Source organism: Paraburkholderia sp. EG287B (assembly GCF_040965595.1).
Taxonomy (GTDB): Bacteria; Pseudomonadota; Gammaproteobacteria; order Burkholderiales; family Burkholderiaceae; genus Paraburkholderia.
The window spans coordinates 101409-114268 of record NZ_JBFRCG010000012.1 but is presented as its reverse complement, the minus strand read 5'-3'; the positions used below and the strand labels follow the sequence as shown (position 1 = coordinate 114268).

13 protein-coding genes are annotated in these 12860 nt (G+C 68.6%); 5 read left to right on the top strand and 8 right to left on the bottom strand.

The annotated features are described in order from the left end of the window. Positions 1–107: 107 nt before the first annotated feature. From AB4Y40_RS22690 to bluB, 4 genes are read left to right on the top strand one after another with little or no spacing between them, the layout of a single operon-like run. Complete coding sequence (locus AB4Y40_RS22690) at positions 108–602, top strand: cobalamin biosynthesis protein (RefSeq protein WP_368689664.1); 495 nt, start codon at positions 108–110, stop codon at positions 600–602. Next, positions 599–1201: a cob(I)yrinic acid a,c-diamide adenosyltransferase gene (gene cobO, locus AB4Y40_RS22685; protein ID WP_028205563.1), complete on the top strand. Its 603-nt coding sequence runs from the start codon at positions 599–601 to the stop codon at positions 1199–1201. The genes AB4Y40_RS22690 and cobO overlap by 4 nt, the downstream gene beginning before the upstream one ends. A 4-nt stretch (positions 1202–1205) precedes the next feature. Next, positions 1206–2516: a cobyrinate a,c-diamide synthase gene (locus tag AB4Y40_RS22680; protein ID WP_368689663.1), complete on the top strand. Its 1311-nt coding sequence runs from the start codon at positions 1206–1208 to the stop codon at positions 2514–2516. Further along, positions 2500–3192 carry a 5,6-dimethylbenzimidazole synthase gene (gene bluB, locus AB4Y40_RS22675; protein ID WP_368689662.1) on the top strand — a complete coding sequence of 231 codons (693 nt, stop codon included), beginning with the start codon at positions 2500–2502 and terminating at the stop codon, positions 3190–3192. The genes AB4Y40_RS22680 and bluB overlap by 17 nt, the downstream gene beginning before the upstream one ends. A 7-nt stretch (positions 3193–3199) precedes the next feature. Here bluB and AB4Y40_RS22670 read toward each other — a convergent pair whose 3' ends face one another. The 8 genes from AB4Y40_RS22670 to ribA form a co-directional block, all read right to left on the bottom strand. Further along, positions 3200–3580 (bottom strand): VOC family protein, encoded by a 381-nt coding sequence (locus AB4Y40_RS22670; RefSeq protein WP_368689661.1) that lies wholly within the window; start codon positions 3578–3580, stop codon positions 3200–3202. Positions 3581–3679: 99 nt separating this feature from the next. Further along, positions 3680–4306, bottom strand: a complete 627-nt coding sequence (locus AB4Y40_RS22665; protein WP_368689660.1) for a DUF4136 domain-containing protein — start codon at positions 4304–4306, stop codon at positions 3680–3682. Between the two features lie 82 nt (positions 4307–4388). Continuing rightward, positions 4389–6797 carry a CHASE2 domain-containing protein gene (locus AB4Y40_RS22660; protein ID WP_368689659.1) on the bottom strand — a complete coding sequence of 803 codons (2409 nt, stop codon included), beginning with the start codon at positions 6795–6797 and terminating at the stop codon, positions 4389–4391. Positions 6798–6808: 11 nt separating this feature from the next. Then, positions 6809–8224: a FecR domain-containing protein gene (locus AB4Y40_RS22655; protein ID WP_368689658.1), complete on the bottom strand. Its 1416-nt coding sequence runs from the start codon at positions 8222–8224 to the stop codon at positions 6809–6811. Continuing rightward, entirely contained in the window at positions 8221–8919 is a 699-nt protein-coding gene (locus tag AB4Y40_RS22650) for a response regulator transcription factor (RefSeq protein WP_368689657.1), read from the bottom strand. The genes AB4Y40_RS22655 and AB4Y40_RS22650 overlap by 4 nt, the downstream gene beginning before the upstream one ends. Before the next feature lie 253 nt (positions 8920–9172). Next, positions 9173–9559, bottom strand: coding sequence for a hypothetical protein (locus AB4Y40_RS22645; RefSeq protein WP_368689656.1), 387 nt, complete (start codon positions 9557–9559; stop codon positions 9173–9175). 773 nt (positions 9560–10332) lie between these two features. Next, positions 10333–11271 (bottom strand): SH3 domain-containing protein, encoded by a 939-nt coding sequence (locus AB4Y40_RS22640; RefSeq protein WP_368689655.1) that lies wholly within the window; start codon positions 11269–11271, stop codon positions 10333–10335. 78 nt (positions 11272–11349) lie between these two features. Next, a complete protein-coding gene (gene ribA, locus AB4Y40_RS22635; RefSeq protein WP_035513597.1) occupies positions 11350–11997 on the bottom strand; it encodes a GTP cyclohydrolase II in 648 nt (215 codons plus the stop codon). A gap of 284 nt (positions 11998–12281) precedes the next feature. Here ribA and AB4Y40_RS22630 point away from each other — a divergent pair, with 284 nt between their 5' ends. Then, complete coding sequence (locus AB4Y40_RS22630) at positions 12282–12725, top strand: CBS domain-containing protein (RefSeq protein WP_368689654.1); 444 nt, start codon at positions 12282–12284, stop codon at positions 12723–12725. Positions 12726–12860: the final 135 nt, after the last annotated feature.

Here is a 12860-nt window from a genome sequence, read left to right as displayed (position 1 = left end):
AAGCCGCAAAAGCGTGTGCTATCGTAGCGCGCATCCGGCGCCTGCTGGAACGCGACGCTTTTGCTCGTTTTGCCTCTGCGGTCACGCCTTCGATCGACGCTCTCGCCGTGAATCCTGCCGAACATCGCGCCTCGCGCGCAGCCTCATTCGAAGCCACGCCGGAGCCCGCGCAGCGCGTGCCGCCGCTTGCGCTCGGCATCGGCTGCCGGCGCGGCGTGACGCTCGCGCAGGTCGAAGCCGCAGTGCGCGCCGCGCTCGGCGCGTGGCCGCTCGACGGCGTAACGGCCGTGGCGACGCTCGACGCCAAAGCCGGCGAACCCGCCTTGCAAGCGTTTTGCGCGGCACACGCGCTGCCGCTGCAGACGTACACGCGGGAGCAGCTCGCCGCGACGCCGACACTGGCGCCGCCCTCCGCCGCCGCGCAGGCGCAGTTCGGTGTGGACGGCGTGTGCGAGCCCTGCGCGCGTCTCGCGGCGGGCGGCGCTCCGCTCGTGCGCGGCAAGCTGGCGCTCGACGGCGTGACGGTCGCAATCGCAGGCATTCTGCAAGATCACGAAAACGCGGACGCGAAAGCGCCGCCACCAACCCACTCCCGACGATGAAAACCGATCCCGAATCGCACCAACGCATGACGCAACGCCGCCGCGAAGGCCACGAGAAGAAGCAGGCCGCCGCGACGCACGAAAAGGGCCTGTTGATCGTCAACACCGGCAATGGCAAGGGCAAGAGCACGGCCGCATTCGGCATGGCGGTGCGCATGCTCGGCCACGGCATGAAGCTCGGTGTCGTGCAGTTCATCAAGGGCGCGCTGCACACGGCCGAACGCGATTTTCTCGGCAGCGTTGCGCACTGCGATTTCGTGACGATGGGCGACGGCTACACCTGGAACACGCAGAATCGCGACGGCGACATCGCCACCGCGCGCAAGGGCTGGGACGAAGCGAAGCGCATGATCGAGAGCGGCGAGTACGCCATGGTGATCCTCGACGAACTCAACACGGTGCTCAAATACGAGTACCTGCCGCTCGACGAAGTGCTCGGCGTGATCGCGTCGCGTGCGCCGCACGTGCACGTGGTCGTGACGGGCCGCCATGCACCCGACGCCCTGATCGAAGCCGCCGACCTCGTCACGGAAATGCGCCTCGTGAAGCATCCGTATCGCGAGCAAGGCGTGAAAGCGCAAAAGGGCGTGGAGTTTTGAGCGCATGAGCGCAACGGTTGCCTGCCCCGCGCTCTTCATCAGCGCGCCCGCTTCGGGCCAGGGCAAGACCACGTTCACGGCCGGCCTCGCACGGCTGCACCGGCGCGCGGGCCGGCGCGTGCGCGTCTTCAAGACCGGGCCGGATTTTCTCGACCCGATGATCCTCGCACGCGCGAGCGGCGCGCCCGTGCTCTCGCTCGACCTGTGGATGGTGGGTAAAGAAGCGTGCCGCGCCCTGCTCGCGCAGGCCGCGCGCGAAGCCGACCTGATCCTCATCGAAGGCGTCATGGGCCTGTTCGACGGCACGCCGAGCAGCGCCGATCTCGCGACTGAGTTTGGCGTGCCGGTGGCCGCCATCGTCAGCGCGAAGTCGATGGCGCAGACCTTCGGCGCGATCGCGTTCGGCCTCGCGCGCTTTCGGCCGGAGGTGCCGTTTCATGGCGTGCTGGCGAACCGAGTGGGCTCGCCGCGCCACGCCCAGATGCTGCAGGAGGCGTTGCCCGCCGACGTGCGCTGGCTCGGGCATGTCGCGAGCGAAGCGACGATGGCGCTGCCCGATCGTCATCTCGGCCTGCATCAGGCCGCGGAGATCGACGACCTCGACGCGCGCATCGAACGCGCCGCCGACGCGCTCGCGCAAACCGCGCTCGCCGAATTGCCGCCGGCAGTGGCGTTCGCCGATCCTTCGCACGACGAAGCGATGACGCGGCGGCTCGAAGGCCGTCATATCGCCATTGCGCGCGACGCCGCGTTCTCGTTTCTCTATCCGGCGAACATGGCGTTGCTCGAATCGCTGGGTGCGAGCGTGAGTTACTTCTCGCCGCTCGCGAACGAGCCTGCGCCCGCCGGCGCCGATGCGGTCTTTCTGCCGGGCGGCTATCCCGAGCTACATGCTTCGACGCTCGCGCACAACACGCGGAGCGCGAATTCGTTGCGCGCGCATGTATCCGCAGGCAAACCGCTCGTCGCCGAATGCGGCGGCATGCTCTATCTGCTCGACGCGTTGACCGACGTGGAAGGCACGCGCACGCCGATGCTCGGCATGCTTCCGGGCGAGGCGGTCATGCAAACGCGCTTCGCTGCGCTCGGAATGCAGCAGCTCGACGGCGCGCATGGCGAGCTACGCGGCCATACGTTTCACTATTCGCGTGTTTCCACATCACTCGCACCCGCGCTCACGGCACGCCACGCTCAAACTGGCGCGCCCGGCGAGGCGCTGTATCGGCACGGCTCGATCGCGGCCACCTATATGCACGCTTACTGGCCCTCCAACCCGGCTTTCGCGGCCGCACTCTTCCATGGCACAGCCCTTTGACGAAGCCGAACGCGCGGCGGTCTACCGCGCGATTTACGAGCGCCGCGACATGCGGCACTTCGCACCGGGCCCGATCGACCCCGCGACGCTCGCGCGTCTGCTCGACGCCGCGCATCACGCGCCGAGCGTGGGCTTCATGCAGCCGTGGCGCATCATGCGCATCACGGACCATGCGTTGCGCGAACAGCTGCATGCGACGGTCGAGCGCGAACGCATCGCGACCGCCGATGCGCTGGGCAAACGGCGCGACGAGTTCATGAAGCTCAAGGTGGAGGGCATGCGCGATTGCGCCGAGGTGCTCGTGGTCGCGCTGATGGATCGCCGCGAAGCCCACGTCTTCGGCCGCCGCACGCTGCCCGAGATGGACCTCGCTTCGGTGGCGTGCGCGATCCAGAACATGTGGCTCGCGGCGCGCGCCGAAGGCCTCGGCATGGGCTGGGTGTCGATCTTCGACGTCGACGAGGTACGCGCCCTGCTCGCCATGCCCCCCGGCGCCAAGCCGGTGGCGATACTGTGCGTGGGTCAGGTCGACGCGTTCTACCCGCAGCCGATGCTAGAAATGGAGAAATGGGCCGAACGCAAGCCGCTTGGCGAATGCGTGTTCGAAAACCGCTGGCCGCATGACGAGCCGGCCAGCGTGGCCGAAGCGGCGCCGGACGCAACGCCCGGCGCCTGACGCCCGCTCACGCCTCGCGCGCGTAGCAGACGGCCTCGACGTTGTTGCCGTCGGGATCGATCAGGAATGCTGCGTAATAGTCGGGGCTGTAATCGGCACGCACGCCGGGCTCGCCATTGTCTTTCGCGCCTGCGCGCAGGCCCGCTTCATAGAAACCAACGACCGCCGCGCGGTTCGCCGCCGCGAATGCCACGTGCACGCCGCGCGGCGCCAGCGCGGTGGCGGCGGATATGGCGTGCAGCCAGAGTTTGGGCTCGCCGGGCTGGCCGAGCCCCGCGTAGGAGTCGTCGCGCATGCACACCACGACGCCTGACGGCGCGAGCAGCGCCTCGTAAAAACGCACGCTTCGTGCGAGATCCTGCACGCGCAATCCAATGTGATCGAACATGAGCGACTCCCGTGATGTCTGCGCGCAACCGTTGCGCCAGATTCTGGAGCCAGCATAGCGCCTCCGCGTTCGGCGCGGCCTGGGAAAAGTTGCCCTGAACTACTGCGGATTGACGGGTGAGACGGAGAGCACTTCCGGCATGCCCGGCGCCTGCTCCGCCGTGCCGGCGCTGGCCGGAGCCTTCAGCTTGACGCGCCATTGCGGCGCGCCCGCGTACGGCAGCCGCGCCAGTGCGCCCGCCACGAGATACGGCACGGCCTCGCGTGCGTCGGCGTTGCGGTCGCGCTTCACGGCGCTCACCTTGTAGACCTCGCCGCCTTCGGGCAACGCGAAGAAACGCAGCGTCAGCGTATGCACGTAGGGCCGCCCGAACCACGGCAACGACGGCCCCTCGGCCGGCGCGCAGCCGGCGCCGCAATTGCTATTCACGACTTTCACCTCGGCGGGATGCGTGTCCCACGCCACCGAGACGAGATAGCGCGCCGCCTCGGGTGCGCCTGCCTTGAAGCCGCGCTGCGCGAGACCGTCGCTCAGCAACGCCTGGTACGGCAGGATCTCGCCCGCATCGGCCTGGGCGGGGGTTGGCGCAAAACGGTAGAGCGCGGGCTGGCTGGTCGCCGCCGCAGCGGGCAGCGCACCCGTGGCCGCGACGTCGGTCGTCATGCCCGCGCATCCGGCGAGGGCGACGAGCATCGGCAGGAGACAGATCGACAGCAAGGTCTTCACGAAACACTCCATCGGGTGGCCGCCGGCATGGGGCCAGCGGCATTCGGGTTATGCATGCGCCGCCGCAACGGTCCGGCGCGGCTCAAACCGGCGCGTCGAACGCGGGCAGCGACATCGTCAGGACGGTGCCCTTGCCCGGCTCGCTCTCCAGCTGGACGTCGCCGCCGTGGCGCGTCACGACCGTTTTCACGAACGCCATGCCGAGCCCCGCGCCGCTCACCTCGGGCCGCTGTTCCGCGTGAAAGCGCTGGAACGGCTGGAACAGCCTCGCCTGATCTTCCTGCGAAATACCGTAGCCCTGATCGCGAATCGAGCAGAGCACACGCGGCGGTGCGCGGTCGTCCAGCGCGACGGTGCAGACGATGCGCGTATCCGCAGGACTGTACTTCACTGCGTTGTTCAGCACGTTCACGAGCGCGCGCGTCATGAGCGAGCGGTCGGCGTTGATCCAGCCCATCTGCTCGCCTTCGAACACGGTGTCGATCTGGATGCGCTTCGCGTGCGCCTGCGGCCACACTTCATCGCTCGCATCGATCACCAGCTCCGCGAGGCTCGTGGGCTCGAGCGCATACACCTGCGACTCGGCGCGCGCGAGTTGCACGAAGTCGTCGGCGAGCTCGAGCGAGCGGCGCGCGTAGCGCTCGATGCGCTCCATCACGCCGCGCAGGGGCTCCGAGCCGAGCGTGCCGCGTTCGCGCTCCGTCTCGACCAGCGCAACGATCGAGGCCTGCGGCGAGCGCATGTCGTGCGACAGCAGGCGCAGCGCGTCCTCGCGCTGGCGTTCGGCGTCGTGCAGCTCGGTCACGTCGACGAGACCCGCGATCCAGCCCACCGCCTGCCCCTGCGCGTTGGTGCAGCACGCGTAGCGCAGCAGGTAGTCGCTGCCGTCGCGCGCGCGCACTTCCACGCCACGCTCCATCAATTCCGCGAACTCGTCGCGCGCCGGGTCGAGCGGCGCTGGCCAGTGCGCGTGCGCAAACGCCATCGCGTCGGGCGCCGGGTCGATCGGCTTGACGAGCGCGAGGTCGCCGAACACGTCCTGCATCCGGCGCCCTTCCGCGGCGCTCACCGCCAGGCGCTCGAGATACGCACGCGAAGCATGATTCGCGATCAGCACGACACCGCGCAGATCGGCCACGAGAATCGGCTCCGGCACGGAATCGAGGCTGTCCCACACGAAGCGGCGCATGTCCTGCAGCCGCTGCGCGGCCTGCGCCATGAGCGCCATTTGCTGGGCGAGCGCGTCGCCGGCGAATTCGCGGCGCGGCGTGGGGGCCTCGGGCAGCAGGTAGGGTTCGTCGGCAAGCTGGCGCAGTTCCTTGCGCAGATACGCCATCGTCATCTCGAGGCGGCGCCAGCTCCACACCGGATAGACGATGAGCAGCGCGACGATCGCCGGCACGGGCGGGAGCCAGAGGCGCGCGTGCAGCATGCCCGCGCTCGCGCCGAGCGACACGGCGATCAGGAACGCGAGCAGCAGCAGCGTGCGCAGCGGCGAGAGCACGAGGAAGCCCGCCAGCAGCAGCACGAGCGGCGCGAGCGAGGCAAGCACGACCATGACCGGCGGCACGGGCTGGATGGCGCCGCCGTTGAGCAGCGTGTCGAGCACGATGGCGTGGATGTACACGCCGGGCAGCGGCCCGAGCGTACCCGAGAGCGGCGTGGCGAAGCGGTCGTAGAGCCCCGAGGCCGTGACGCCGACGATCGCCACGCGCCCGCGCAACTGCTCGGGCGGCACGCGGCCATCGAGCACGTCGGCGAACGAGACCTTGCGGAAGGCCTGCGAATTCGCGCCGAACGGAATCAGGAAGCGCGACTCGCTGCCGGGTGCCGCCGCATGCAGCACCTCATCGCGCTGCGCGGCGCCGGGCGTACCGTGCGCGAGCTTCACGGCGCCGCTGCGCACCGCCCGCCAGACCGGCACCATCAGCTGTGGCCAGCGCTGCTGCGCGTCGCCTTCGAACAGCGCGACGCTGCGCACGATGCCGTCGCTATCGACTTCGAGGTTGATATGACCCATGCCGGCGACCGCCTGCGCGAGCGGCGCGACCGGGGGCACGGCCTCGCGGTGGCCGGTGTCGTCGGCGGGCGTGAGCAGGATCGGCAGGAACGACGGGCGCGCGCGCAGCGCCTGCGCAAAGTGCGCGTCGTCGGGAGACGATTCGGTGAACAGCACGTCGTAGACGACGGCCGCCGCGCCCGCTTTCGCGAGCTGATCGACGAGCCGCGCGTGCAGCTCGCGCGGCCAGGGCCAGCGTCCGAGCGCGGCGACGCTCGCATTGTCGATCTCCACGAGCACGATGTCGGGCGACACCGGCAGCGCGCGCGCGGAGAGCAGACGGTCATAGACCAGATGGTCGGCGCCGCTCGTGAGCCGCCAGAGCACGCAGAGCACGACCACGACCACGCCCGCGCAGCCCACCCCGGCCCATTCGAACAGGAAGCGTCGCCCGACGGAGCGGCCAAGGCGCGCGGGCGGCCTCACGCTCATGCGCGGCTCCGTCACCAATCGAGCCTGAACGACTGGACCGGGCTGGCCTTCTGGTAATAGTGGCCGTTGTCGAACTGCTCGGCGATCACCGTCCAGTAGTAGACGCCCTTCGGCAGGTCGCGCACGACCGCGTCGCCCGCCGTGATGTCGGTACGGTCGATGAGCGGCGCGCGCAGATCGGACGTCGTGGCGAGCACGAAGCGAAAGCGCGTGTTCGGCGCGTTGCGGTCGATGAACCAGCGGAACGCGAAGTCGCGCGAGCCTTCGATCGGGCCGGCGCTCGTGCCGAGCGCGACTCGCCGGCGCTCGAACGCATACGACGCCGGCATGCCTTCGAGGCCGCGCGCGTCGATGGCGGAGATGCGCACGAAGTAGGTGCCGTCTTCGAGGTTGGCAAACGACGCGCGCGGCTCGGCGCTGCGCTGGTCGCGAATCATGTCGAGCAGCCCCGCGTCGCGGCCGATCTGCACGCGCCAGGCGCTCGCACCCGCCGACGGCGCGATTTCGAAGGCGACTGCTTCGTCATCCTGCACTTTTGACGGATGCAGCAGCTCGGGCGCGTCGAGCAGCGTGACGGGCGCGCCCGCCGGCTGGCCCGCCAGCGTGAGGTTGCCGTGGTGCGCGGCGACGAGTTGCTCCGAGGCCGTGAGCGGCATGCCCGGTGCCGGCGGCCGTGCGTGTGCGCCGCTGCGGCGGCGGGTCGGCGAGTCGGCGTCCACGCCCACCGCGCCGTCCAGCACCTCGACCGCCGTCGCGCGCTTGTCGCCGTTGTAGCTCACGCGAAACTGCGTGCCGCGCACGCCGGCCACCACGGAAGGCGAGCGGATCTGGAAGCGATCGTCCTTCTTCGTGGCGTGCGTGACCTCGCTGTTCACCTCGCCATGATGGAGATCGACGATGCGGTCGGTCGCGCCCGTGAGCGCCGTTTGACGCAGCGTGGCAAGGTCGAGCGAGGTATCGGGCGGCAGCGCGATATGCGAGCCGTCGGCCAGTTCGAGGGTGGCGAAGCCGTTGTGGCCGGTCTGCACCCGGTCGCCTTCGACGAGGCTCGCGCCGACCGTGAGCGGCAGGAGCGGACCGCTGCGGAACGCATGCTGCACGGGACCGTTCGCGGCAACCACCTTCGCGCTCAGGCCATCCTGGCGCAGCAGCGCGACCGGCACGCGCAGCGTCGTACCCGGCCGGAGGTGGCGCGGCTCGCTCACATGATTGAGGCTCGCGAGCGTCTTCCAGTCGGCGGGATTGCGCAGGTAACGCGTGGCGATGTCGTAGAGCGAGTCGCCGGGGCGCGTGACGTAGGTGGTCATCTCGGGCGGCTGCGCCGGCGCGTGCTCGCGGGCCTCGGCGCCGCGGGGCAGGGCAATGAACGCAAGCGCGAAGGCAAGGAACGGCGCCGCGGTGGCGCGCACCGCACGCACGCCCCTCACGCGCTGTCCCCCTCGATCCGCTCGAGCCGGTAGCCGTAGCCGTAGATCGGCGTGAGGCGATAGCCGTTTTCGGGACGCAGGCCGAGCTTCGAGCGCAGCATGGAAACGTGCGTGTCCATCGTGCGCGAAGGAATGTCGTCGGACTGTTTCCAGATCACGTCGAGAATGTGCGCGCGCGACAGCGGCCGGCTCAGGTGCTGAAACAGCAGCAGCGCGAGATCGAACTCCTTCTGCGTGAGCGCGACGTTGCGGCCGCTCACCGAAGCCTGGCGCGACTTCAGGTCGAACTCGTACTCGCCGAAGGTTTCCTTGAACGCAGGCGTGTGCAGCTGATAGGCGCGGCGCAGCAGCGAATTGACGCGGGCGCTCAGCACCGGCGCCGAGACGGGCTTGACGACATAGTCGTCGGCGCCGGCGTTGAGCATTTGCGCGATGTCGGCCTCGCGGCTGCGGCTCGTCATGAAGAGCACCGGCAGGCGCGTGGAGAGGCTCTGCCGCACCCAGTGCAGCACTTCGTCGCCCGCCATGTCGGGCACGTTCCAGTCGAGCACGAGCAGATCGAACGTCTGCCGCCGAAGCTGCCTGACGAGCTCGCTGCCCTTGGCGAAGGCGTGGCAGACGTGGCCCGCCGCGCTCAAGGCCTGGCAGACGAACTCGGTCTGCGCTGCATCGTCATCCAGTACTGCAACTCTCATAGCACCCCGCAACCAGGTTTGTTCTTCATCGTCCTGCGATGGACTGCCTCCCTGCCGCACCGCGCTGCCACCGGGACCATCGCCTGGCGGGCTCTGGCGCGCGCTTCGGCACCGGATCGTCGGCCACCCGCCCTGGCCCTGGCGGCACGCGCAACCCACCGTGCAGTAAAGGCCGCTACTCTCGCCGCGTCTCGAAAAAAATGGGAGCGCGAGGCCGCGCTCGACTTCGGTGAACAGATCGCTCTCATGTTAATCACTCATGGTAGTCGAATTTGCCTTCGTTCGAACCGGGCCTGGCCGCCTCGCCCGCGGCTGAAGGCGATTCCGCGAGCAGCGCGGTCAGATGGGAGCGCACGTGCTCCCATGCCACATGCGCATAGTCGGGCTGCAAGGCCGCGCGCGACTGCGCCATGACGAACACGCGCAACACTGTGGACGAACACTGTGTCAGGCGCTCGGCCGCGCCGAAACGCGAAAGGTGCAGCGCTTCGCTGAGCCACGGGAGTTCGGCCGCGCAGGAATCCGCGTAGGCCTCCATTGCGGCGCGCGCATGGCGGTCGCGCGCGAGGTCGAGTTCGATGCGGTCGAACTCGCGGCCACCGTCGGGGCTGTCCACGCGCGTGCCCGGTGGAAAACGCATACGGCCGGATCGGAAAAACATGTAGCCCCCGTGAAGACAAGCAGGCAGAGCAACGGAAGTGAAGCGGCCAGGCGTTTTTTCGCGGACGCAACAACGTCGAGCCGCTCGCCATGCGCGAAGCGGCAAAAAGAATGCGTTCTGGAGTGCGGAAAAAAATGTGGCGACGGCCGCGTGCTGCGCACTGCGTGGTCTCCGGATTCCGCCCCCGGAGTCGGACCGCCAGCGCAGTCATCGTCGTACGCGGCGCGAGCCCCGCTGCCAGCGTCACCGCCCGACGCTGTCAGCGGGCCGCAGCCGCCTCCCTGCACGACGAGGCACGTGCCGCCATCGCCACGTCCACCTCAAAGCACTGGTTTTCCCAGCGTTATCCGGCGAACTCGGGTTCGCTCTGACTTCCTCTTGCTGACTGCGTCGCCAGGTCCCGAGCGAGCCAGCCCCCGTAGCAGAAATCCGTTGCCAGCGGCGCATGCGCGAAGCTCGCGTGGCGCTGGCGGAGCGCGGCCGTGCTTGCACTTGCCGCGACGACGTATTCTCACCTGGGCGCCATGAATTTACTGTCAGGGATTGTTAAATCTGTCAGAACCGACGAAAAGCGGTGAAACGCCGGGCGGATGGCATGGCGCGGGCGATGGCTCCAGTGAGCCCGCGTAACGCCGAGCATGACCGTCACGCCCCTTGATTGATTCGCAATCCTAATTCTCAGCCGGAAAACAGCAGCGGCGGGATTCCCGCCATCGAGATCCCGCCGCTGCAGCGAAGCAACGCGCTATGCGTTAGTGCTCGGTTTGCCGCTCGTTGCCCCGTTCGCCACCCTGGCTGGGACCGTGGCCGCCCTGACCACCCTGAGGCGGCGCAGCCGGCCGCCCCTGCGGCTGTTGAGGCGCGGGCGCGGGCGCACGCATGCCGCCCTGCGCCTGTTGAGGTGCGGGCGCGGGCGCACGCATGCCACCCTGAGGCTGTTGAGGTGCGGGCCCGGGCGCACGCATGCCGCCCTGCGGCTGGGGCTCCGGCGGACGCGCATAGCCCTGCGCGGGCGCGCCGGCCGGCGGCCGGCCGCCGAACTGCTGCTGCTCAGGCGGATGCCCCGCCTCGTGGGGACGCATGGTGCCGGGCTGCTCCACGTTGCCAGGCGGGCGTTGCGCTCCGGGCGGCGGTGCGCCGCGCATCGGCTCATTGGGCGCGGGCGGGCGCTCGCCGCCGCCCGGCGCAATCGCGGGCGGACGGCCCGGCGCGCCGTGCCACGCCGGCGCGGCCGGCGGGCGGCCGCGTTCAGGCGGCGGTACATGATCCCATCGATGCTGTTCGCCATACCACGGCCGGTCGCGATAGAAGCTGCCCCAGTAGGCACCGAGCGAGAACGCCACGATCGGCACGCCGATCTCCGCGCCATAGTCGGTGAGCGGCACGTAGTTGCCCTGATACGGATAACTGAGATACCCACCGTAGACCCAGCCGCGCAGACCCGGCACCGTGACGTCACACCACGAATAGTCGCCCACGCAGCCCATCACGGTGACGGGCTGGCCGGGTCCCAGTTCGGCAACGACGGGATAGTCGCCTGAAGGCCCTGCGTACAGATCCACCGGTTCACTCGTGTAGGCCGCGGATTGCGCGCTGGCGTCGGACGACGCGAGCACGAGGCCGGTTGAGAGGCACGCGCTGGCGAGCGCAGGTACGAGCGCGCGCAGGCGCGTGTTGAAGCGCTTGGACATCGTTTCTCCCTGTTCCAGCTAGTTTGTTTTGCCGCTGCGCAATTGCCGTTCCCGGCCCGTCGTGACGACGGTTCGAGGCTATTCGTTCTCTTCGAAGTAATGCCCGAACTTGACCTGCTTGGTGCGGATATAACGCTCGTTTTCCTCGCGCATCGGGATCGCGAGCGCCACGCGTTCGATCACCGGGAGGCCGTGCTGCCTGAGCGTGTCGAACTTCTTCGGATTGTTGCTCATGAGCTTTACCGACGACACTTTCAGCAGGCGCAGGATTGCCGCCGCCGAATCGTATTCGCGCGCGTCGTCGGGCAGACCGAGATCGAGGTTCGCCTCGACGGTGTCGCGGCCTTGCTGTTGCAGCTGGTACGCGCGGATCTTGTTCGACAGGCCGATGCCCCGGCCTTCGTGGCCACGCAAATAGAGCAGCACGCCACGGCCTTCGGCGGCGATGTAGCGCAGCGCGAGGTCGAGTTGCTCGCCGCAGTCGCAGCGGTAGGAACCGAACACGTCGCCGGTCAGGCACTCGGAGTGGAGCCGCGTCAGCGTGGGCTCGCCACTGCCCACGTCGCCCATGACGAGCGCGAGATGCTCGGCGCCGCCGTCCTTCACCCGGTAGACATAGGACTCGAACGTGCCGTAGCGGGTCGGCAGCGTGGCAGTCGCGTCAAGCACGACGCATTCGTTGGCGTTGTCGCCGTCCGCACAGGACGACTCAGGAAGCGTAGGCATGATTCTCGAGCAAAAAGCGGGCAAAACCGGCAAGGGGCCGGGTTGAGGTTCGGAACCGGAGTTTACCGCCATTTGCTCCGCCCCGCCGCGCAGCCCCGTAGGGGGCCGCCCGGTCTGCGCCGCATGCCCTCGGCATAAATGGTGCGACCCCGCGCATACCCCGACGACGCACGGCACGCCAGCCGCCTATACTGAAATGGCTTTCCAATGGCTTGACGGGTAATCCACCGGCTTGCCGCACCGCGCAATGACTGGACAACCAGAAGGACGAAGAGGGTCGCCCTATGACAAGCGTTGCACAGGTACTCAAATCGAAGCCGGAACAGGTGGTGTACACGATCGAAGCCTCCGATTCCGTCTATAACGCAATCCGCCTGATGGCCGATAAGCAGATCGGCGCGCTGCTCGTGACCGACGGTCCATCGATCGCCGGCATCGTCACAGAGCGTGACTACGCGCGCAAGATCGTGCTGATGGACCGATCTTCGAAAACGACCGCCGTGCGCGACATCATGAGCACGCACGTGCGCTTCGTCCAGCCGGAGCAGACCACCTACGACTGCATGGCGCTCATGACCGAGCGGCGCATGCGCCACCTGCCCGTCATGGACGACGGCAAGCTCGTGGGGATGGTGTCGATCGGCGACCTGGTGAAGGAAATCATCGCCGAGCAGAAGTTCACGATCGAGCAGCTCGAGCATTACATCACCGGCGGCCCTGGCGCCTGACGTAACGCGCCCGCCCCTCCCTCCAGACCGCCAGACGCGAAAAAGCGCCCAATCCCGACGGGGTTGGGCGAAGCCACCTTTCGGCGGCGGAGGTTCCACGCATGAAAAATCGCGCGATGGTTTGCGCGGGCGGCA

Excerpts from the sequence above, each read along its gene's own strand:
- AB4Y40_RS22680 (WP_368689663.1), top strand. The coding sequence starts at position 1,206 with ATGAGCGCAACGGTTGCCTGCCCCGCGCTCTTCATCAGCGCGCCCGCT.
- AB4Y40_RS22645 (WP_368689656.1), bottom strand. The coding sequence starts at position 9,559 with ATGCGTTTTCCACCGGGCACGCGCGTGGACAGCCCCGACGGTGGCCGC.
- AB4Y40_RS22650 (WP_368689657.1), bottom strand. The coding sequence starts at position 8,919 with ATGAGAGTTGCAGTACTGGATGACGATGCAGCGCAGACCGAGTTCGTC.
- AB4Y40_RS22630 (WP_368689654.1), top strand. The coding sequence starts at position 12,282 with ATGACAAGCGTTGCACAGGTACTCAAATCGAAGCCGGAACAGGTGGTG.
- AB4Y40_RS22660 (WP_368689659.1), bottom strand. The coding sequence starts at position 6,797 with ATGAGCGTGAGGCCGCCCGCGCGCCTTGGCCGCTCCGTCGGGCGACGC.
- AB4Y40_RS22640 (WP_368689655.1), bottom strand. The coding sequence starts at position 11,271 with ATGTCCAAGCGCTTCAACACGCGCCTGCGCGCGCTCGTACCTGCGCTC.
- cobO (WP_028205563.1), top strand. The coding sequence starts at position 599 with ATGAAAACCGATCCCGAATCGCACCAACGCATGACGCAACGCCGCCGC.
- bluB (WP_368689662.1), top strand. The coding sequence starts at position 2,500 with ATGGCACAGCCCTTTGACGAAGCCGAACGCGCGGCGGTCTACCGCGCG.
- ribA (WP_035513597.1), bottom strand. The coding sequence starts at position 11,997 with ATGCCTACGCTTCCTGAGTCGTCCTGTGCGGACGGCGACAACGCCAAC.
- AB4Y40_RS22670 (WP_368689661.1), bottom strand. The coding sequence starts at position 3,580 with ATGTTCGATCACATTGGATTGCGCGTGCAGGATCTCGCACGAAGCGTG.